Here is a 20,791-nt window from a genome sequence, read left to right as displayed (position 1 = left end):
CAAATGAGTGCGAAAAAAGAAAGAGTAGATGTACTATTAGTAGAGCGAGGGCTTATAGAAACACGTGAGAAAGCAAAACGCGCCATTATGGCCGGCCTTGTATATGCGAATGAGATGAGATTGGATAAGCCAGGGGAGAAAATCCCACAAGATACAGAGATTACGGTGAAGGGGCAAGTTATGCCGTATGTAAGCCGTGGTGGTTATAAACTTGAAAAGGCATTAGAGACATTTCATCTTAATTTACAAGATAAAGTTATGATAGATATTGGTTCATCAACTGGTGGCTTTACCGATTGCGCGCTTCAAAATGGAGCGAAATTATCTTATGCATTAGATGTAGGGTACAATCAACTTGCGTGGAAATTGCGTCAAGATGAGCGTGTTGTAGTAATGGAACGAACGAACTTCCGTTACGTAACACCAGCAGACTTAGAACGTGGTTTACCGCAATTTGCTAGTATCGATGTTTCGTTTATATCATTAAAACTTATATTGCCAGTTTTAAAAACAATGCTTATGCCGAATGGGGATGTAGCAGCGTTAATTAAACCGCAGTTTGAAGCTGGAAGAGAGCAAGTTGGTAAAAAGGGTATCGTTCGCGATCGAAAAGTACATGAGGCTGTCGTAGAAATGATTGTCGACTTTGCTATAAAAGAAGGATACGACGTAGAAGGCTTAACATTCTCACCGATTACGGGCGGGGATGGTAATATTGAATTTTTAATTCATCTGAAATGGCATGGTGAACGTGAGAAGGGCGAAAATCATTCTCCAATTTCTGTTGAGCAAGTAGTTACAGAGGCACATGATGTCCTAAAACAAAAAGGGAAAGGGGAATAACATATGTTGTTCCTCTTTTTGTTGTAATTGTATAATGATTGTAAAAACAATTGTGTACAAGTAACGAATTATAAGTTAACATAAATAAGTGAAGTATACCAATGTTTAAACTATGGTAAGAGATAGTGTGAGGTGCAAATGTATGAATAAAGGTCAGCGCCATATTAAAATCAGGGAAATTATTGCGAACAAAGAAATTGAAACACAAGATGAATTAGTTGATATTCTACGTAATGAGGGATTTAATGTAACGCAAGCGACAGTATCGCGCGATATTAAAGAATTGCACTTAGTGAAAGTGCCATTACATGATGGTCGCTATAAATATAGCTTGCCAGCAGATCAACGATTTAACCCGTTACAAAAATTAAAACGCAATCTAGTGGATTCATTTGTAAAATTAGACACGGCAGGACATATGCTTGTGCTAAAAACATTGCCTGGTAACGCTCATTCACTTGGGGCACTTATTGATCATTTAGAGTGGGATGAGATTATCGGAACCATTTGTGGTGATGATACTTGCTTAATTATTTGCCGTACACCTGAAGATACAGGTGTTGTCTCTGATCGTTTCTTAAATATGCTGTAACAAAAAATCTTGTTTGCTTTCCTCTGTAAAGTGGAAAGTGAACAGGATATTTTTATTGGTTAAAAACGTGAATTCTTAATTGTAATATAATATTTTCTTTGAATAAAATTAGGAAATAGGTGGATTGACCCGTAAAACAAATGTTTGGTACAATGGAGCGGTTAGAAAAGTAATTTATACATACAAACATATAGTATGACTATTTGAATAAAGAACTGAGAAAAGCCCTTCATAGGGGATTAGTTTATAACGAGGTGAATGGGGCATTGTTATCGGAATTATCGATTAGAAACTTTGCTATTATTGAGGCATTAAATATTTCTTTTCAAAAAGGATTAACGGTTTTAAGTGGTGAAACAGGGGCCGGAAAATCGATTATTATTGATGCGATTAGTTTACTTGTAGGTGGCCGTGGTTCAGCAGAATTTGTTCGATACGGAACAGAAAAAGCTGAGATAGAGGGGCTGTTTTATGTGGAAGATGATAAGCATCCATGTATTGAAAAAGCAGAAGAGTTGGATATAGAAATAGAAGACGGCATGATTATTTTGAAGCGTGATATCGCTGCAAACGGAAAAAGTGTATGTCGTGTAAATGGAAAACTAGTTACCCTTAGTGTATTAAAAGAAATTGGAAAAACACTTGTTGATATTCATGGACAACACGAAACGCAAGACTTAATGAATGAAGAACGTCATCTATTTATGCTCGATCATTTTGATGGAGAGCGTATCGTTAAACAATTAGATATATACCAAAACGTATATGCTGACTATGAGAAATTAAAAAAACAGTTGAAATCGTTAAGTGAAAATGAACAACAAATGGCACATCGTTTAGATTTAATTCAATTTCAGCATGAAGAAATCCGTAAAGCGGATTTAAAGATAGATGAAGAAAATGACTTAACTGAAGAACGATTGCAAATTTCTAATTTCGAAAAAATTTATAAAGCATTAGGGGATGCGTATCGCTCGTTAAGTGCTGACGGACAAGGGTTAGATAATGTACGAAGCGCAATGGGACAAATGGAGAGTATTACACATTTAGATGAAGTGTATCAAGAAAATCATGATTCCATTGCCAATAGTTATTATTTATTAGAAGAAGTTGCCTATCAACTAAGAGAAAAGCTCGATATGATGGAATATGATCCGAATCGCTTAGATGAAATTGAAACGCGTTTAAATGAAATTCGTATGCTAAAGAGAAAATATGGAAATACTGTAGAAGAGATTTTAGCGTATGCTGATAAAATTGAACAAGAAATTTTTACGATTGAAAATAAAGACGTTCATATTGAAACGACGAAGAAACAGTTGAAGGAATTAGAAAGTGTTATTCTGAAAGAAGCAACGTTGTTAAGTAATATGCGTCATGAACTTGCAGAGCATCTTACAAATGCCATTCATCAGGAATTAAAAGAATTATATATGGAAAAAACAAAATTTGAAGTGAGAATTATGAAGCGAGAAGGAAATGCAGAAGAGCCTCTCGTGGAGGGAGCACCGGTAAGACTTACAGCGGATGGTTACGATCATGTGGAATTTTATATTTCAACAAATCCGGGTGAGCCGCTAAAACCACTTTCAAAGGTTGCTTCTGGCGGAGAGTTATCCCGTATCATTTTAGCTTTAAAAAGCATTTTTTCTAAGCATCAAGGTGTTGCATCTGTTATTTTTGATGAAGTGGATACTGGTGTAAGTGGCCGGGTCGCACAGGCTATTGCGGAAAAGATTTATCGAGTATCAGTAAACTCACAAGTACTTTGTATTACGCACTTACCTCAAGTAGCTTCAATGGCGGATTCGCATTTATTTATTCGAAAACAAGTAGCAAATGATCGAACAATTACATCAGTTACCGTTTTAACTATGGAGGATAAAGTAACAGAAATAGCTCGAATGATTTCTGGTGTGGAAATTACAGATTTAACGACAGAACATGCGAAAGAATTACTTACGCAAGCACATCATTTTAAACAGACAGCAGAGGCTATCCAGTAATGGATAGCTTTTTTTCTCAAATGATGATTTCTTAATTCTTCCGGTTATAAATAAAGCATTGCAAGGAGAGATTAAAAAGTGAAGCCAAAAGGCTGAATGTGGGGTAGGAGCGAGGAGAGTGAACAAATTGAAATTAGAAAGATTTCGCAAAATAATAGGTATTTTTCTCCTTGTTTCTTTAGTTTTTATTGGGTGTTTTAAACCGCTTCGGACGTTTATTTCATCTCCGAAGCAACTTGTTGTTTTTGAAGGACAACAATCAGAAATAGCTTCATTACCAGTATTTAAAGCTTCATCTACAGATCGTCATGTGTTTACAGTAAGTTCAAATGAACAAAAACAAGGACTTATGGTAAATTCTCATCAAAATGGTGAAGCAGATATGGTGTTTCAGCTTGCTGGTTTTCCAGTGAAAAAAGTAAATGTGAGAGTATTAAAAGATTTCAAAGTTATTCCAGGTGGACAATCAATTGGTGTAAAGTTAAACACAAAAGGGGTACTTGTTGTAGGCCATCATTTAATTCAAACTGAAAAAGGGAAAGTATCTCCTGGTGAAACAGCTGGTGTGCAAATTGGAGATATGATTACTGAAATTAATGGTAAAACAATTGAAAGAATGAGTGATGTAGCCCCATTTATTCATAATAGTGGGGAAACAGGCGAACCGCTTAATCTCGTTTTGCTAAGGGATGGAAAGCATATCCGCACTAAACTAACACCACAAAAAGACAGTGGAGAATCGTCTTATCGCATTGGTTTATATATTCGTGATTCGGCAGCTGGAATCGGAACAATGACATTTGTTCATCCTGATTCTATGAAATATGGGGCACTTGGTCATGTTATTTCTGATAATGATACGAAAAAGCCGATTCAAGTCGAAGATGGACAAATTATGCGTTCGACAGTTACATCAATTGAAAGAGGTAGTCATGGGAATCCAGGGGAGAAATTAGCGAGGTTCTCACCTGATCGTGAAGTGATTGGCAATATTACAATAAATAGTCCATTTGGTATTTTTGGCAAATTGAATACAAATATGACAAATGGCGTAATGGATAAAGCAATGCCTATTGCACTATCCCATCAAGTAAAAGAAGGACCAGCAAAAATATTAACGGTTATTGATCAAGATAAAGTGGAAGCGTTTGATATTGAAGTTGTGAGTACAGTACCGCAAAAGTTTCCGGCAACAAAAGGCATGGTAATAAAAGTAACAGATAAACGTTTATTAGCGAAAACAGGTGGTATCGTACAGGGGATGAGCGGAAGTCCAATTGTACAAAATGGAAAAGTAATTGGCGCTGTTACACATGTATTTGTAAATGATCCAACATCAGGATATGGTGTTCATATTGAATGGATGTTACATGAGGCTGGAATTAACATTTATGATCAAGAAAGAAAAGCGAGCTAATTAATAATTAGCTCGTTTTTCTATTGAAAAATTCGTTGAAATTTTGTAAAAGCTCCGCAAGAGGTGTTTTTTGTTGTAAAATAAAAGGAAAGGGTTGAACGTTTCGTTGTTTTTCTATGATGGAATGTGTTGCGAAAAGGAATAAATAAACGATAAACATATTTTTTTGTGATTTTATCGAAAAGTAACAAACTTTAAAAGGGAATTTTCACACAATTGTCGAACAATTCATGTAGCCTAGAAGGATACACATGTCGGAGAATCGATTCGGTAAGGGAGGAAAAGCTGTGGAGAAAATTAAAGTATGTCTTGTGGATGATAATAAAGAATTAGTATCAATGCTAGAGAGTTATGTAGCTGCTCAAGAGGATATGGAAGTAATTGGTACTGCTTATAATGGTCAAGAGTGTTTAAATTTATTAAAAGATAAGCAGCCGGATGTACTTGTATTAGATATTATTATGCCACATTTAGATGGGTTAGCTGTACTAGAGAAAATGCGCCATATTGAAAGGTTAAGACAGCCTAGCGTAATTATGTTGACAGCGTTTGGACAAGAAGATGTGACGAAAAAAGCAGTTGACTTAGGTGCGTCATATTTCATATTAAAACCATTTGATATGGAGAATTTAACGAGTCATATTCGTCAAGTGAGCGGTAAAGCGAACGCTACTATTAAACGTCCACTGCCATCTTTCCGATCAGCAACAACAGTAGATGGAAAACCGAAAAACTTAGATGCAAGCATTACGAGTATCATTCATGAAATTGGTGTGCCTGCTCATATTAAAGGGTACATGTACTTAAGGGAAGCAATTTCTATGGTGTACAATGACATCGAATTACTGGGATCTATTACGAAAGTATTGTATCCAGATATCGCGAAGAAATATAATACAACAGCAAGCCGTGTCGAGCGTGCAATCCGTCACGCAATTGAAGTAGCATGGAGTCGTGGGAATATCGATTCTATTTCGTCCTTATTCGGTTATACAGTATCTATGTCAAAAGCAAAACCTACGAACTCTGAGTTCATCGCAATGGTTGCGGATAAGTTGAGACTTGAACATAAGGTTAGCTGAGAATAGAAGAAGTAAGGGATTTAAGTTTTAATAAAGCTTAATAATTCTTGAAATGTATACTCGATAGTAAATTTAAAACCAATGAACTTTTTAATTAATGACCAATGAATGTTAGAATTCGTTGGTCTTTTTATTGTACATGTTCGAAGTGAAGGTTAAATTGAATCATGGTATATCCAATGAGGGATTTTAGCAAGGAAGCCATCCATGATATAATAGAAAATAATAAAAAGTCCTGCGAAACAGGACTGTATTATTCTTCGTCTTTATTTTGTTTTTCTAATTCAACTAACTTTTGAATTAAAATGTGCTGCGGCATATGCATAAGTTGTTCAAGTGGAACGCCTAATGCTTTTGATAGGCGGACTGCAGTGTCTGGAGAAATTTGTAATGGTTTCATAGAAGTACCTCCTTTTTCGTATAGTATAGCATAAGATTGGGGGAGTGAGGATGACTCTTATATTTGCGCATCGTGGTGCAGCGGGAACGTACCCAGAAAATACGATGATTTCATTTGAAGCAGCTGAATCTTTTAAGGCAGATGGAATTGAGCTGGATATTCAATTAACGAAAGACGGAAAGGTTGTCGTCATTCATGATGAAACAGTGAATCGGACAACGAATGGAAAAGGTGCGGTTCGAAATTATGTATATGAGGATTTATGTAAATTAGATGCGAGTTATAAATTTGGTGATAAAGTAGGATTTTGTAAAATACCTCTTTTAGAAGAGGTGTTAAAATGGATTGAAAAAACAGAGTTGTTACTTAATATTGAACTTAAAAATAATAAAATTCCATACAGAGGTTTAGAAGAAGAAGTTATAACGCTTGTACGGAAATTTAATCTAGAAGATCGTGTTATATTTTCTTCATTTAATCATTATAGTATGAAAAGGTGTCATATGATGGCTCCAGATATTCAAACAGCGATTTTATATCGCGAAGGTTTGCATAGTCCGTGGGCATATGCAAAAAAAATGGGGGCTACAGCAGTGCATCCTAATTATCGTTATCTTCAAGATGCTGTTGCCGAACTAACGATGGAAAGTGATGTAGAGGTTCGGCCCTATACAATTAATGAAGAAACACTTATGCGTAAATATTTTGATATGAATATTTCGGCGATTATTACGGATTATCCTGAAACGGCAAGAACATTATTGCCAATAAAAAAATGAGACCGCTTGTAACGGTCTCATTTTTTTATTTGTAAATAGTAGGGCTTTCCTATCTTCGAAAGCGAGCTTGTACTTTATTTCGTTTACGATCTCGGTGTAAGACGAAACCACCAAAGATATAAAATCCGAGCGCGAAGCAGAGAGCCCCGATTAAAAATTGTAACCATAGTATAGAGAGTGGAGGAAATAAAATCCCGAATACGGTATCTCTCATTAACTTAATGCCAAACACAGCTAATGAAATAGGGATGAGTGCTAATAATAGAGCAAGGTAACGCTGCATATAAACGCTCCTTTTCAGATTATTTTGTTTATTTTAATGATGTTATATGAAAAGGGGGTTTGTCAAGAGGGGGCTGAACGAGTAAGATAAGGGTGTGAAAAATTTTGCAGAGATACTCCGAGAGGAAGTGTAATATATGAAACAAAAAGTTTTAATTGTTGGTGCAGGTGAAGGTGGTAGTACACTGCTGCGTCTGTTACAGAGTTCGAATCTATTTCAAATTATAGGGATTATTGATATAAATCCGATAGCAAAAGGGTTACAGATGGCAAAGGAATACGGGATTGCAATTGGAGAGAGTGTGACTCCGTTTCTTTCTATGCACATTGATGTAATGTTTGATATGACAGGTGACGATGATTTACATAAAGATTTATTAAAGAAAAAGCATAAAGATACTCTTCTTATACCAGGTGATATTGCAAAAATTGTTACGAGATTAGCACATGAGAAGGAAAATTTAATTGGAAAGTTAGAAGAGCAAACGCAGCAAGGTGATTTAATTTTAAACTCTACGCATGACGGTATGATAGTGATTGATCAAGAAGGACAAGTTCGCCTATTCAATAAAAGTGCAGAACGTATTATCGGATATAAAAAAGAAGATGCGGTAGGGAAATATATTTTAGAAGTTATTCCGACTAGTAAGTTGCTTCGTATTATACGTACGAAACAAATAGAAGTAAATTATGAACTGACGCTTGAGAATGGAAAGAAAATTATTACAACCCGTATTCCAATATTAAAAGAGGGAGGAGAAGTGCAAGGGGCATTTGCGATTTTTAAAGATATAACAGAGGTTGTAGATCTTGCGGAAGAAGTTACAGATTTAAAGGAGATTCAAACGTTACTTGAGGCGATTATTAACTCGTCTGAGGAAGCTATTTCGGTCGTGGATGAAAAAGGTCGAGGGTTAGTAATTAACCCTGCATATACGAAATTAACAGGTTTAACAGAAGAGGACATTATTGGAAAGCCGGCTACAACTGATATTGTAGAAGGTGAAAGTATGCATATGAAAGTACTTCGAACGCGTAGGGCGGTACGAGGCATACATATGAAAATCGGACAAAAAAAGCGAGATGTAATTGTAAACGTAGCACCAGTTATTGTGGATGGAATATTGAAAGGGAGCGTCGGTGTAATTCGCGACGTATCAGAAATTCAAAAATTAACAAATGAACTGAATAGAGCAAGGCAAATCATTCGAACGTTAGAAGCGAAATATTCATTTGATGACATTGTCGGAAATTCAGATGAAACAACGGCTGCTATTGAACAGGCGAAACTGGGGGCGAATACACCAGCAACAGTGTTGTTACGCGGGGAGTCAGGGACAGGTAAAGAATTGTTTGCGCATGCTATCCATAATGGAAGTAATCGGAAATATAATAAGTTTGTTCGTGTAAATTGTGCAGCTATTTCGGAGACGTTGTTAGAAAGTGAATTGTTTGGTTATGAGGAAGGGGCGTTTTCTGGCGCGAAAAGAGGGGGAAAACGTGGATTCTTTGAGGAAGCGAATAACGGCAGCATCTTTTTAGATGAAATAGGGGAACTATCTGCAAATACGCAAGCGAAACTCCTTCGCGTTTTGCAAGAGAAAGAAATTGTAAAAGTTGGTGGAACGAAAGCAATTCCTATCAATGTCAGAGTAATTGCAGCGACGCACGTGAATTTAGAAAAAGCCATTCTAGAAGGGAAGTTTAGGGAGGATTTATATTATCGATTAAATAAAATTCCAATTCAAATCCCATCTCTTCGTCAGCGTAAAGGGGATATACCGGCAATCGCAGACAGGTTAATTCAAAAAATTAACCAAGATTATGGCCGAAATATAGAGGGGCTCACTAATTCTGCTATTTCATATTTACAATCATATGAATGGCCAGGAAATGTGAGGGAACTTGAAAATATTTTGGGGAGAGCTATTATCTTTATGAATTATAACGAGACCTATATTGATGTACAACATTTACCGCCATTACATAACGAAGAGCAAGTGGAGTCAAAGCAAGCTCATTTATTGCCTGAGTTAGAAGAAAAGCCACTTGAGCATTTAGTGACGGAGTTTGAAGGGAATATCATTCATGAATATTTAGAGAGATTTGGTGGAAATAAAACACAAACAGCAAGAGCGTTAGGAATTTCGGTTCGAAATTTATATTACAAGCTAGAAAAGTATGAGTGTGCAAAAAATAGCATGCAATAAATTGCGTACCATGCAATTTATTGCATGGTATACAAAAAGCGACAAAATAAGACAGAATCTTTCGTTATTTTCCAAAGTATTGATTTTACTGTGTTTTGAATGCGTTTTCATTATTGGTAAGACCACTTTTGAAAGTTGGCACGGTATTTGCTTAATAAAAAGACGAGGGACGACGGAAAGGGTTGATTACAAAATATGAAGTTAGAACACTTAATTGATCAAGCGGCAGGCCAGCCTAAAAAAACTGTGGCTGTAGCAGTAGCTGAAGATCATGAAGTAATTGAAGCTGTAGCGAAAGCAATTACATTACAGCTAGCTCAATTTCGTCTATATGGAAATCAAGAAAAAATAATGGGGATGCTACAAGAACATAGTTTACAAACTTCAGAACATATTGAAGTGATTGCAACACAGTCAAGTGCTGAGGCTGCAGAACTTTCTGTTAAAGCTGTAAGAAATGGCGAAGCAGATGTGCTTATGAAGGGGAACATCCCAACAGCAAATATTTTGAAAGCTGTATTAAATAAAGAGTGGGGACTTCGTAAAGGTAGCGTACTTTCACACGTTGCAGCATTTGAAGTTCCAAACTACAATCGTCTCATTTTTGTTACAGATGCAGCGATGAACATTGCACCTGATGTAACACAAAAAGCTGCTATTATACAAAACACTGTAGAAGTTGCCCGGGCAATAGGAATTGATTTGCCGAAGGTAGCACCAATTGCAGCGGTAGAGGTTGTGAATCCTGCGATGCAAGCGACAATTGATGCAGCGATGTTAACTCAAATGAATCGCCGCGGACAAATAAAAAATTGTGTCGTTGATGGACCACTTGCTTTAGATAATGCAGTATCACAAATTGCAGCAGAACATAAAGGCATAGTAAGTGACGTAGCAGGTAAGGCAGACATTTTACTCGTCCCAACAATTGAAGCTGGAAATGTACTATATAAATCACTCGTATACTTTGCGGATGCAAAAGTAGGAGCAATGATTGCTGGCGCAAAAGCACCGATTGTTTTAACATCTCGTGCTGATTCAGCAGAAACAAAAGTATATTCATTAGCATTGGCAGTTGCCACTGCTTCAAAATAAACCAAATAGGGTAAAACATTAGGGGGAAACGACAATGGCATTAGAAATCTTCGAATACTTAGAAAAATATGATTATGAGCAAGTAGTATTTTGTCAAGATAAAGAATCAGGTTTAAAAGCAATCATTGCAATTCATGATACAACACTTGGACCTGCTCTTGGTGGAACAAGAATGTGGACATATGATTCTGAAGAAGCGGCGATTGAAGATGCATTGCGTCTTGCAAAAGGGATGACATACAAAAACGCAGCAGCTGGTTTAAACTTAGGTGGTGCGAAAACAGTAATTATCGGTGATCCACGTAAAGATAAGAGCGAAGCAATGTTCCGTGCATTAGGTCGTTATATTCAAGGACTAAACGGACGTTACATTACAGCTGAAGATGTTGGTACAACAGTAGATGATATGGATATTATCCACGAAGAAACTGACTTTGTAACAGGTATTTCACCATCATTCGGTTCTTCTGGTAACCCATCTCCAGTAACTGCATACGGTGTTTATCGTGGTATGAAAGCTGCTGCGAAAGAGGCTTTCGGTACTGATAATTTAGAAGGAAAAGTAATTGCTGTTCAAGGTGTTGGTAACGTAGCATATCACCTATGCAAACATTTACACGCTGAAGGCGCAAAACTAATCGTTACAGATATTAATAAAGAAGCTGTACAACGTGCAGTAGAAGAATTCGGTGCAACAGCAGTTGAGCCAAATGAAATTTACGGTGTTGAATGTGATATTTACGCACCATGTGCATTAGGCGCAACAGTTAATGACGAAACTATTCCACAACTTAAAGCAAAAGTAATTGCAGGTTCTGCAAATAACCAATTAAAAGAAGATCGTCACGGCGACATCATTCATGAAATGGGTATTGTATACGCACCAGACTATGTAATTAATGCAGGTGGCGTAATTAACGTAGCAGACGAGTTATATGGATACAATAGAGAACGTGCATTAAAACGCGTAGAATCAATTTATGACACAATTGCAAAAGTAATCGAAATTTCAAAACGCGATGGCATTGCAACTTATGTAGCAGCTGATCGTCTAGCTGAAGAGCGCATTGCAAGCTTGAAAAACTCTCGTAGCACATACTTACGCAACGGTCACGACATTATTAGCCGTCGCTAATCATTCATATATTACTTTTACAAAAGGTGTGGTTACCTCTTATGAGGTTTCCACCTCCTTTTGAATTTATTAGTGGAGGTAGCAACAGTGTCTGTAAATCGAATTCTTGTTATTAATCCGGGTAGTACATCCACAAAAATTGGTGTTTTTGATAATGAAAGACCCGTTTTAGAAGAAACTATTCGTCATGACGAAGAACAGATTGGAAAATATAAGCGAATTATCGACCAATATGAGTTTCGTAAAGAAACGATCTTAGAAGTTCTACATTCTCACGGTATTAACATTTCAAAATTAAACGCAGTTTGTGGCCGTGGGGGATTACTTCGTCCAATCGAAGGCGGAACATACACAGTAAACGATGCGATGTTAGAAGATTTAAAAAATGGTTTTAGCGGTCATCACGCTTCAAACCTTGGGGGCATTTTAGCATATGAAATAGCTTCTGGATTAAATATTCCGGCATTCATTGTAGACCCTGTCGTTGTAGATGAAATGGAGCCTATTGCTCGTATAAGTGGTATTGCTGGTATGGAACGCAAAAGTATTTTCCATGCATTAAATCAAAAAGCAGTTGCTCGTAAAGTAGCTGAACAGTTAAATCACAAATATGAGGATTTAAATTTATTAGTTACACATATGGGCGGCGGTATTACAGTTGGTGCTCATAAAAAAGGAAGAGTAATCGATGTAAATAACGGTTTAAACGGAGAAGGCCCATTTAGTCCAGAGCGCGCTGGTACAGTACCAGTAGGGCAACTAGTAGAAATGTGTTTCTCTGGTGAGTATTACCGAGATGAAATGATTAAAAAACTTGTCGGACAAGGTGGACTTGTAAGTCTTATCGGTACAAATGATGCGATTAAAGTAGAACAAATGGTTGAAAAAGGTGATCCTGAAGCAACTCTTATTTATAAAGCTATGGCATATCAAGTTGCAAAAGAGATTGGCGGAGCTAGCGCTGTACTTCACGGGAAAATCGATGCAATCGTATTAACTGGTGGACTTGCTTACAGTAAAATCCTTGTTGATGAAATAAAAGAACGAGTAGACTGGATTGCAGATGTTATCGTACATCCAGGAGAAGATGAATTACAAGCATTAGCAGAAGGGGCACTTCGTGTACTACGTGAAGAAGAAGCTCCAAAAGAATATATTGTACGTGAAAAAGAAACGGTAGCTAGGGGTTGAGATAATGGCAAAAGAATATGATTTAGTCATCGTTGGCGGCGGTACTGGTGGATATGTTGCTGCAATTCGTGCATCACAACTAGGGTTAAAAACTGCACTTGTTGAAAAAGAAAATCTTGGTGGTACTTGTTTACACAAAGGATGTATTCCTAGTAAAGCCCTTTTACGTAGTGCGGAAGTATACGCAACTGCTAAAAAAAGCGAAGAGTTCGGAGTTATTGCAAGTAATGTAGAACTAAACTTTGCGAAAGTACAAGAGCGTAAAGAGAAGATTGTAACGCAACTTCATAAAGGTGTTCAGCACTTAATGAAACAAGGTAAAATTGATGTGTTTGAAGGTATTGGCCGTATTCTTGGCCCATCTATTTTCTCTCCGATGCCAGGGACAATTTCAGTTGAACTTGCAAGTGGAGAAGAGAATGAAATGTTAATTCCAAAAAATGTACTTATTGCAACAGGTTCTCGTCCGAATTCATTACCAGGTTTAGAATTAGACGGAGAGTATGTAATGTCTTCCGATCATGCCCTAAAAATGGAAACGCTTCCTAGCTCGATTATTATCGTTGGTGGCGGTGTAATTGGTATTGAGTGGGCATCTATGCTTGCTGACTTCGGTGTAGAAGTTACAGTATTAGAGTATGCGAAAACGATACTACCACTAGAAGACCAAGACGTTTCAAAAGAAATGCAACGTCTATTCAAGAAAAAAGGTATTAAAGTGGTAACTGGTGCAAAAGTATTACCAGAAACATTGGTAAAAGATAATGGAGTAACAATTCAAGCTGAACATAACGGTGAGAATAAAGAATTTAAAGCAGAAAAAATGCTTGTATCTGTAGGACGACAAGCCAATACGCAAAATATTGGTTTAGAGAATACGGATATCGTTGTGGAAAAAGGATACATTCAAACAAATGAGTTTTATCAAACGAAAGAATCTCATATTTACGCAATCGGTGATGTAATTGGTGGCTTACAGCTTGCTCACGTTGCTTCTCATGAAGGAATTGTTGCAGTAGAACATATTGCTGGTAAAGAAGTTACACCAATTGATTATTCTATGGTATCAAAATGCGTATATAGCAGTCCGGAAGTTGCTTCTGTCGGTTTAACAGAACAAGAAGCGAAAGAAAAAGGCTATAAGCTAAAAGTAGGTAAGTTCTCATTCCGTGCAATCGGAAAAGCGCTTGTATACGGCGAATCAGATGGTTTCGTAAAACTTGTAGTTGATGAAGAAACAAATGATATTCTCGGTGTTCATATGATTGGACCGCATGTAACAGATATGATTTCTGAAGCGGGTCTTGCAAGAGTACTTGATGCAACACCTTGGGAAGTAGCACATACAATTCATCCGCATCCATCATTATCTGAGGCGATTGGTGAAGCAGCATTAGCTGTAGATGGAAAAGCGTTACACGCATAAAAATGTGGATTTAGGAGGTTATGAAAAATGGCAGAAGTAAAAGAAAAGCGCCATGAAGAGCTTGGCTTAAGTGATGAGCAAGTATTAGAAATGTTCCGTACGATGTTACTTGCACGTAAAATCGACGAACGTATGTGGTTATTAAACCGTGCTGGTAAAATTCCATTCGTAATTTCTTGTCAAGGACAAGAGGCAGCACAAGTTGGAGCAGCATTTGCTCTTGATAGAGAGAAAGATTATGCATTACCATACTACCGTGATATGGGTGTTGTACTAGCGTTTGGTATGACAGCGAAAGAACTGATGCTATCTGGTTTCGCGAAAGCTGGAGATCCAAACTCTGGTGGTCGTCAAATGCCTGGTCACTTCGGTCAAAAGAAAAATCGTATTGTGACAGGTTCATCTCCAGTAACAACGCAAGTACCACATGCAGTTGGTATTGCATTAGCTGGAAAAATGGAAAAGAAAGATTTAGTAACGTTTGTTACATTCGGTGAAGGTTCTTCCAACCAAGGTGATTTCCATGAAGGTGCAAACTTTGCTGGCGTACACAAGTTACCTGTTATTTTTATGTGTGAAAATAATAAATACGCAATCTCTATTCCAGTTGAAAAACAATTAGCATGTAAAAATGTATCAGACCGTGCAATTGGATACGGTATGCCTGGATATACAGTAGACGGAAACGATCCGCTTGCAGTATATAAAGCTGTAAAAGAAGCAGCAGACCGTGGCCGCCGTGGTGAAGGTCCAACTTTAATTGAAACAGTATCATATCGTTTAACAGCACATTCAAGTGACGATGATGATCGTGTTTATCGTGATAAAGAAGAAGTAGAAGAAGCGAAGAAAAATGATTCAATTGTAACATTTGCTGCTTATTTAAAAGAGGTTGGCGTGTTAACTGAGGAATCTGAAAAACAAATGTTAGACGAAATTATGCATATCGTAAACGAAGCAACAGAATATGCAGAAAATGCTCCGTATGCAGCACCTGAAGATGCATTGAAGCACGTATACGCAGAATAGGGGGGAACGTTTCATGGCTGTAATGTCTTATATTGATGCTATTACATTAGCAATGCGCGAGGAAATGGAACGCGATGAGAAAGTATTCGTTTTAGGTGAAGATGTTGGTAAAAAAGGTGGCGTATTTAAAGCGACACACGGATTATATGATCAATTTGGTGAAGATCGTGCGCTAGATACACCACTTGCAGAATCTGCAATTGCTGGGGTCGCAATTGGTGCAGCAATGTATGGAATGCGTCCAATCGCTGAAATGCAGTTTGCGGATTTCATCATGCCAGCAGTAAACCAAATTGTTTCTGAGGCAGCAAAAATTCGTTACCGTTCTAATAATGATTGGACTTGTCCAATTACAGTTCGTGCGCCATTTGGCGGCGGTGTTCACGGTGCATTGTATCATTCGCAATCTGTAGAAGCGATGTTTGCAAACCAACCTGGTTTAAAAATCGTTATCCCTTCTACACCATATGATGCAAAAGGCTTACTAAAAGCTGCAATTCGTGATGAAGATCCAGTATTATTCTTTGAGCATAAACGTGCATATCGCTTAATTAAAGGTGAAGTGCCAGAAGATGATTACGTATTACCAATCGGAAAAGCGGATGTAAAACGTGAAGGTGATGATATTACTGTTATCACATACGGATTATGTGTTCATTTTGCTCTTCAAGCAGCTGAAAAGTTAGCACAAGATGGCATCTCGGCACACATTCTTGATTTACGTACTGTATATCCATTAGATAAAGAAGCAATCATTGAAGCAGCTTCTAAAACAGGTAAAGTTCTTCTTGTAACAGAAGACAATAAAGAAGGAAGTATTATGAGTGAAGTGGCAGCAATTATCGCTGAAAACTGTCTATTTGATTTAGATGCACCAATTGCGCGTCTTGCGGGTCCAGACGTTCCAGCAATGCCATATGCACCAACAATGGAAAAATTCTTTATGGTAAATCCAGATAAAGTTGAAAAAGCAATGCGTGAACTTGCGGAATTTTAATCGGGGGGACTATACATGGCTGTAGAAAATATTACAATGCCTCAGCTCGGGGAGAGCGTTACAGAGGGTACAATTAGTAAATGGCTCGTTAATGTTGGCGATCACGTAAACAAATATGATCCGCTTGCAGAAGTAATGACTGATAAAGTAAATGCTGAAGTACCATCTTCTTTCACTGGTATTGTGAAAGAGTTGATCGCTGGTGAAGGTGATACGTTAGCTGTAGGTGAAGTAGTTTGTGTGATTCAAGTAGAAGGCGCAGATGAAGTAGCAGCAACAGCTGTTGAGGAAAAAACAAAAGAAGAACCAAAGGCAGAAGTAGCTACGCCTGAAAAAGCACCGAAAGCAAAACAACCAACTGATGGAAAACCTCGTTTTTCACCAGCTGTGTTAAAACTTGCAGGTGAACATAACGTTGATTTAGATCTAGTAGAAGGTACGGGAGCAAACGGCCGTATCACTCGTAAAGATATTTTAAAGCTAGTGGAATCAGGAAATATTCCGCAAGCAGGTGCGGCGAAGAAAGAGGAAGCGGTAGCGGCAGTAGTAGAAGCGCGTCCGGAAGCACCAAAAGCAGCGCCAGTAGCACAAAAAGTAGAAGCTGCGAAACCAGTTTCTGTACCAACAATGCCTGGCGATATCGAAATTCCAGTAACAGGTGTACGTAAAGCAATCGCAGCGAACATGTTACGTAGTAAACACGAAGCGCCACACGCTTGGATGATGATTGAAGTAGATGTGACAAACCTTGTTTCATACCGTAATTCAATTAAAGGTGATTTCAAAAAACGCGAAGGCTTTAACTTAACGTTCTTTGCTTTCTTCGTAAAAGCAGTAGCACAAGCGTTAAAAGAGTATCCTCAAATTAATTCAATGTGGGCTGGCGATAAAATCGTTCAGAAGAAAGATATTAACCTTTCTATCGCTGTTGCGACAGAGGACGAACTATTTGTACCAGTAATTAAACACGCGGACGAGAAGACAATTAAAGGTATCGCTCGTGAAATTACAGAACTTGCAGGAAAAGTACGTACGAAATCGTTAAAAGCGGACGAAATGCAAGGCGGAACATTTACAATTAATAACACAGGATCATTCGGTTCTGTTCAATCTATGGGTATTATTAATTACCCACAAGCGGCTATTTTACAAGTTGAATCAATTGTAAAACGCCCAGTAATTATGGAAAATGGTATGTTCGGTGCTCGCGACATGGTCAACTTATGTTTATCACTTGATCACCGTGTACTAGATGGTTTAATTTGTGGTAAGTTCTTAGGACGTGTAAAAGAAATTTTAGAAAATACGTCAGAAAATAATACATCTGTATATTAAATAAAAAGCTCGCTTATGCGAGCTTTTTATCATCTTATTTCTTCATCTACATCCTACTATATGTATAATACCTTTCCCAGTAATCTTACAATGAACCATTATGTATTAGGAATTTATGAAAATACATTGCTGATATATGGTATATGGATATAAAATAAGAAAAGAATAATTTTTTTGGCAAATCTTACTGACGAAACTGTAGTATAATATATTGTATTGTATGAAAAAGAGAGTTATTCTATATAAGTGTTTTATAGATAATGTGTAATCAGTCGTCAAAACATGAAGAATGTTGACTCCTGGTTTTTTATTTTGCTGTAACAATGTTTCAGGAGGATGTCATGAAAAGAAGTACCGAGTTTCTAAAAAGTTTAGATGTAAAATTAATATTAATTTTGTTTGCATTATGTGTCACGAGTATAGCTGCTATATATAGCAGTCAGCAAACTGGTCAATATGGAGAGGCAAACTTTGCGATGAAACAAGGTTTGAACTACATAATTGGGGTTGTATTGTTATTGCTTGTTGCAAGCATCGACTTAGATCAATTACAAAAATTGTCTTGGCCACTTTATATCGTTGGATTTGCTTCACTTATTCTTTTGAAAATACTACCGGTTTCCACTTTCACACCTGAAAAATTAGGTGCAAAAAGATGGTTTGTATTTCCGTTAGTTGGACAAATTCAGCCATCTGAGTTTTTCAAAATTTCATTGCTTCTCGTAGTAGCAAGTATAGCAGTGAAACATAATGCGCAGTATATGGCAAGGACATTTCAAACGGACTTAAAATTAGTAGGTAAAATTATGCTAGTATCCCTCCCGCCTATGGCTGTTGTATATAGCCAACCGGATACGGGGATGGTGTTCTTATACGCTGCTGCCATTGCATGTATTTTATTTATGTCAGGTATTCAGAAGAAATTGATAGCGTTATGTACAGTTATTCCAGTCACCATACTATCCACGTTAATATTTATTTACGTAAGGTATGAGGATTTCTTCTTTAATAAGTTAGTTACGCTACTAAAACCGCACCAACAATCACGTATTTTAGGTTGGTTAGATCCATTTGAACATACAGATCAAGGTTATCAAACACAGCAATCAATTTTAGCTGTAGGTAGTGGCGGTATGGAAGGGAAAGGGTTTGGCGAAGGGAATGTTTATATCCCTGAGAAGCATACAGACTTTATTTTCGCTACAATTGCCGAAGAAGGTGGATTTATCGTAGCAGCGTTAGTTGTATTCTTGTTCTTATTACTACTATATAGAACAATTATTATCGGTTATTCTGCTGATAATTTATTCGGTACATTATTATGTGCTGGATCGATTGGGATATTAACGGTTCAAATATTCCAAAATATCGGTATGATCGTTGGATTAATGCCTGTAAAAGGGATTGCATTACCTTTCTTATCGTATGGGGGAAGTTCCTTGTTCTCGAATATGATTATGATGGGTCTCATATTATCGGTACGAAAAACGTATAAAAAGTATATGTTTTCCGTTAAGTAAAAAAAGCTGGTTCGTTTTTAAACGAACCAGCTTTTTTACATATATACTCATAAACGTTGCAAACTAAAACAGAATAGCAGTTTGAGACGGGTAAGGAGTGCAAAGTGATGCATATGCATATTTTTGAAGGAGCACGGCATCTTTCTAATAGTGAATGGGTTATTCGGGCTATTATAGCATACATATTTTTAATATTAGTTGCGAAAGCGATGGGGCAAAGGTCCATCGCACAACTTCGCTTTTTAGATGTTGTATTGGTGTTATTGCTTGGCGGGAATATTTCTAACGCATTGTCTGATGAAAAAGTAGGATTAATGGGCTCGATGATTACAACGTTTATACTCGTTGTACTTCATATTATAAGTTCAGTTTTAATGTTGAAATGGGATAGATGGAGACGCTTTTTAGAGCCAGCACCTATCATTCTTATACACAACGGCTCCATTGATTTTAGCAATTTGAAAAAAGCGAGAATTACCGTGGAATATTTATTTTCAGAACTTCGTATGCGAAATGTGAGCGATATTCAAACAATCAAATTAGCATTATGGGAAGCGAACGGTGTCGTTTCTATATTTCGGTATCCAGAATATGAGGCAGTTTCCCGACTTGATCTAAAAGTGGCAGGAAAAAAATCTCCAGTTTCTTTTGTATTAGTAAAGGATGGGAGCATTCAGCAAGATGTTCTTGCTTTATTAGGGAAAACAGAAGAATGGGCGAGAGAATTTCTAGAGAAAAACGCAGAAGTTGAATCCATTTTGTTAGCTACAGTTGATGAAACACATAAAATAAATATTTTGTTAAAAAAATGAAAAATATACGCATTTTGTCGTTTCATACATATGATACAATAGTGTGGACAACGAAAAAGGAGGGATACGATGGGATATGTAGAAGAATTACGGAAAATAGTTGGTCATCGCCCTTTAATTTTAGTTGGTGCTGTTGTACTCGTTATAAATGAAAATAGATATGTATTATTACAACAAAGAACAGAGCCTTACGGAAAATGGGGGCTGCCTGGCGGATTAATGGAGCTTAGTGAATCACCAGAAGAAACTGCTTTTCGTGAAGTATACGAAGAAACAGGAATAAAGGTGAAGAACCTACGATTAATCAATGTGTTTTCTGGAGCGAACTATTTTACAAAATTAGCAAACGGTGATGAATTTCAATCTGTAACGACCGCTTATTATACGGACGAATACGATGGAGATTTTGTTATGAACAAAGAAGAAGCGGTTCAGCTTAAATTCTTCCCACTAACAGAACTACCTGACTATATTGTTGGGTCGCATAAAAAAATGATTGCTGAATATATGAAGATTATGGAAAAGTGACAAAAAGGTGTTAGAACAGGGTTCTAACACCTTTTCTATATCCAAATAAAAGTAAACTTACTTGTATTTCATAAACATTAACTGGTAAGATACAAATAGGTAGTTTTAGAGG

General features: G+C 37.1%; 19 protein-coding genes. 17 read left to right on the top strand and 2 right to left on the bottom strand.

The annotated features are described in order from the left end of the window. The first annotated feature begins 3 nt into the window (after nucleotides 1-3). From EGX95_RS19680 to spo0A, 5 genes are all read left to right on the top strand, one after another. Nucleotides 4-843 carry a TlyA family RNA methyltransferase gene (locus EGX95_RS19680; protein WP_001274747.1) on the top strand — a complete coding sequence of 280 codons (840 nt, stop codon included), beginning with the start codon at nucleotides 4-6 and terminating at the stop codon, nucleotides 841-843. A 142-nt stretch (nucleotides 844-985) separates the two neighbouring features. Next, complete coding sequence (argR, locus tag EGX95_RS19675) at nucleotides 986-1,435, top strand: arginine repressor ArgR (protein WP_001032581.1); 450 nt, start codon at nucleotides 986-988, stop codon at nucleotides 1,433-1,435. Nucleotides 1,436-1,701: 266 nt separating this feature from the next. Next, a complete protein-coding gene (gene recN, locus EGX95_RS19670; protein WP_000947749.1) occupies nucleotides 1,702-3,441 on the top strand; it encodes a DNA repair protein RecN in 1,740 nt (579 codons plus the stop codon). A 118-nt stretch (nucleotides 3,442-3,559) separates the two neighbouring features. After that, complete coding sequence (spoIVB, locus tag EGX95_RS19665; protein ID WP_002028467.1) at nucleotides 3,560-4,858, top strand: SpoIVB peptidase; 1,299 nt, start codon at nucleotides 3,560-3,562, stop codon at nucleotides 4,856-4,858. Between the two features lie 287 nt (nucleotides 4,859-5,145). Beyond that, the gene (gene spo0A / locus EGX95_RS19655) at nucleotides 5,146-5,940 is read left to right on the top strand and encodes a sporulation transcription factor Spo0A (RefSeq protein ID WP_063246699.1); all 795 of its coding nucleotides are present in this window, start codon (nucleotides 5,146-5,148) and stop codon (nucleotides 5,938-5,940) included. A 253-nt stretch (nucleotides 5,941-6,193) separates the two neighbouring features. Here spo0A and EGX95_RS19650 read toward each other — a convergent pair whose 3' ends face one another. Then, nucleotides 6,194-6,340: a YycC family protein gene (locus tag EGX95_RS19650; protein ID WP_000803575.1), complete on the bottom strand. Its 147-nt coding sequence runs from the start codon at nucleotides 6,338-6,340 to the stop codon at nucleotides 6,194-6,196. Nucleotides 6,341-6,390: 50 nt separating this feature from the next. Here EGX95_RS19650 and EGX95_RS19645 point away from each other — a divergent pair, with 50 nt between their 5' ends. Beyond that, the gene (locus tag EGX95_RS19645) at nucleotides 6,391-7,119 is read left to right on the top strand and encodes a glycerophosphodiester phosphodiesterase (RefSeq protein WP_000172554.1); all 729 of its coding nucleotides are present in this window, start codon (nucleotides 6,391-6,393) and stop codon (nucleotides 7,117-7,119) included. A 49-nt stretch (nucleotides 7,120-7,168) separates the two neighbouring features. Here the strand turns inward: EGX95_RS19645 and EGX95_RS19640 are convergent, their stop codons facing one another. After that, nucleotides 7,169-7,402, bottom strand: coding sequence for a DUF2627 domain-containing protein (locus EGX95_RS19640; RefSeq protein ID WP_001190187.1), 234 nt, complete (start codon nucleotides 7,400-7,402; stop codon nucleotides 7,169-7,171). Between the two features lie 136 nt (nucleotides 7,403-7,538). Between EGX95_RS19640 and EGX95_RS19635 the strand changes: the two genes are divergently transcribed. The 11 genes from EGX95_RS19635 (at nucleotide 7,539) to EGX95_RS19575 (ending at nucleotide 20,679) form a co-directional block, all read left to right on the top strand. Then, nucleotides 7,539-9,611: a sigma-54 interaction domain-containing protein gene (locus EGX95_RS19635; protein ID WP_000811010.1), complete on the top strand. Its 2,073-nt coding sequence runs from the start codon at nucleotides 7,539-7,541 to the stop codon at nucleotides 9,609-9,611. Nucleotides 9,612-9,806: 195 nt separating this feature from the next. Next, on the top strand, nucleotides 9,807-10,706 hold the full coding sequence (yqiS, locus tag EGX95_RS19625; protein ID WP_000763079.1) for a phosphate butyryltransferase: 900 nt from the start codon (nucleotides 9,807-9,809) through the stop codon (nucleotides 10,704-10,706). Nucleotides 10,707-10,740: 34 nt separating this feature from the next. Continuing rightward, complete coding sequence (locus EGX95_RS19620) at nucleotides 10,741-11,841, top strand: leucine dehydrogenase (RefSeq protein ID WP_001162675.1); 1,101 nt, start codon at nucleotides 10,741-10,743, stop codon at nucleotides 11,839-11,841. A gap of 87 nt (nucleotides 11,842-11,928) precedes the next feature. Then, on the top strand, nucleotides 11,929-13,032 hold the full coding sequence (gene buk / locus EGX95_RS19615; RefSeq protein WP_000115774.1) for a butyrate kinase: 1,104 nt from the start codon (nucleotides 11,929-11,931) through the stop codon (nucleotides 13,030-13,032). Between the two features lie 4 nt (nucleotides 13,033-13,036). After that, nucleotides 13,037-14,458 carry a dihydrolipoyl dehydrogenase gene (gene lpdA, locus EGX95_RS19610; RefSeq protein ID WP_001051291.1) on the top strand — a complete coding sequence of 474 codons (1,422 nt, stop codon included), beginning with the start codon at nucleotides 13,037-13,039 and terminating at the stop codon, nucleotides 14,456-14,458. Nucleotides 14,459-14,485: 27 nt separating this feature from the next. Then, entirely contained in the window at nucleotides 14,486-15,487 is a 1,002-nt protein-coding gene (bfmBAA, locus tag EGX95_RS19605; protein ID WP_000852555.1) for a 3-methyl-2-oxobutanoate dehydrogenase subunit alpha, read from the top strand. Between the two features lie 13 nt (nucleotides 15,488-15,500). Further along, nucleotides 15,501-16,484 (top strand): 3-methyl-2-oxobutanoate dehydrogenase subunit beta, encoded by a 984-nt coding sequence (bfmBAB, locus tag EGX95_RS19600; RefSeq protein WP_000290076.1) that lies wholly within the window; start codon nucleotides 15,501-15,503, stop codon nucleotides 16,482-16,484. A 15-nt stretch (nucleotides 16,485-16,499) separates the two neighbouring features. Further along, entirely contained in the window at nucleotides 16,500-17,819 is a 1,320-nt protein-coding gene (locus tag EGX95_RS19595; RefSeq protein ID WP_000257652.1) for a dihydrolipoamide acetyltransferase family protein, read from the top strand. A 341-nt stretch (nucleotides 17,820-18,160) separates the two neighbouring features. After that, nucleotides 18,161-19,339, top strand: coding sequence for an FtsW/RodA/SpoVE family cell cycle protein (locus tag EGX95_RS19585; protein ID WP_000831195.1), 1,179 nt, complete (start codon nucleotides 18,161-18,163; stop codon nucleotides 19,337-19,339). 107 nt (nucleotides 19,340-19,446) lie between these two features. After that, nucleotides 19,447-20,151 carry a DUF421 domain-containing protein gene (locus EGX95_RS19580; RefSeq protein WP_000550968.1) on the top strand — a complete coding sequence of 235 codons (705 nt, stop codon included), beginning with the start codon at nucleotides 19,447-19,449 and terminating at the stop codon, nucleotides 20,149-20,151. Nucleotides 20,152-20,220: 69 nt separating this feature from the next. Then, nucleotides 20,221-20,679 (top strand): NUDIX hydrolase, encoded by a 459-nt coding sequence (locus EGX95_RS19575; RefSeq protein WP_000542556.1) that lies wholly within the window; start codon nucleotides 20,221-20,223, stop codon nucleotides 20,677-20,679. Nucleotides 20,680-20,791: the final 112 nt, after the last annotated feature.

Origin of the sequence: Bacillus sp. FDAARGOS_527 (assembly GCF_003812125.1) — a bacterium.
Taxonomy (GTDB): Bacteria; Bacillota; Bacilli; order Bacillales; family Bacillaceae_G; genus Bacillus_A; species Bacillus_A paranthracis.
This window is presented reverse-complemented; position numbering and strand designations above follow the sequence as displayed.

Coding starts and splice junctions, on each gene's coding strand:
- EGX95_RS19575 (WP_000542556.1), top strand. CDS start 20,221: ATGGGATATGTAGAAGAATTACGGAAAATAGTTGGTCATCGCCCTTTA.
- yqiS (WP_000763079.1), top strand. CDS start 9,807: ATGAAGTTAGAACACTTAATTGATCAAGCGGCAGGCCAGCCTAAAAAA.
- EGX95_RS19620 (WP_001162675.1), top strand. CDS start 10,741: ATGGCATTAGAAATCTTCGAATACTTAGAAAAATATGATTATGAGCAA.
- lpdA (WP_001051291.1), top strand. CDS start 13,037: ATGGCAAAAGAATATGATTTAGTCATCGTTGGCGGCGGTACTGGTGGA.
- EGX95_RS19650 (WP_000803575.1), bottom strand. CDS start 6,340: ATGAAACCATTACAAATTTCTCCAGACACTGCAGTCCGCCTATCAAAA.
- EGX95_RS19640 (WP_001190187.1), bottom strand. CDS start 7,402: ATGCAGCGTTACCTTGCTCTATTATTAGCACTCATCCCTATTTCATTA.
- EGX95_RS19680 (WP_001274747.1), top strand. CDS start 4: ATGAGTGCGAAAAAAGAAAGAGTAGATGTACTATTAGTAGAGCGAGGG.
- EGX95_RS19645 (WP_000172554.1), top strand. CDS start 6,391: ATGACTCTTATATTTGCGCATCGTGGTGCAGCGGGAACGTACCCAGAA.
- bfmBAA (WP_000852555.1), top strand. CDS start 14,486: ATGGCAGAAGTAAAAGAAAAGCGCCATGAAGAGCTTGGCTTAAGTGAT.
- EGX95_RS19635 (WP_000811010.1), top strand. CDS start 7,539: ATGAAACAAAAAGTTTTAATTGTTGGTGCAGGTGAAGGTGGTAGTACA.
- EGX95_RS19595 (WP_000257652.1), top strand. CDS start 16,500: ATGGCTGTAGAAAATATTACAATGCCTCAGCTCGGGGAGAGCGTTACA.
- EGX95_RS19580 (WP_000550968.1), top strand. CDS start 19,447: ATGCATATGCATATTTTTGAAGGAGCACGGCATCTTTCTAATAGTGAA.
- EGX95_RS19585 (WP_000831195.1), top strand. CDS start 18,161: ATGAAAAGAAGTACCGAGTTTCTAAAAAGTTTAGATGTAAAATTAATA.
- bfmBAB (WP_000290076.1), top strand. CDS start 15,501: ATGGCTGTAATGTCTTATATTGATGCTATTACATTAGCAATGCGCGAG.
- argR (WP_001032581.1), top strand. CDS start 986: ATGAATAAAGGTCAGCGCCATATTAAAATCAGGGAAATTATTGCGAAC.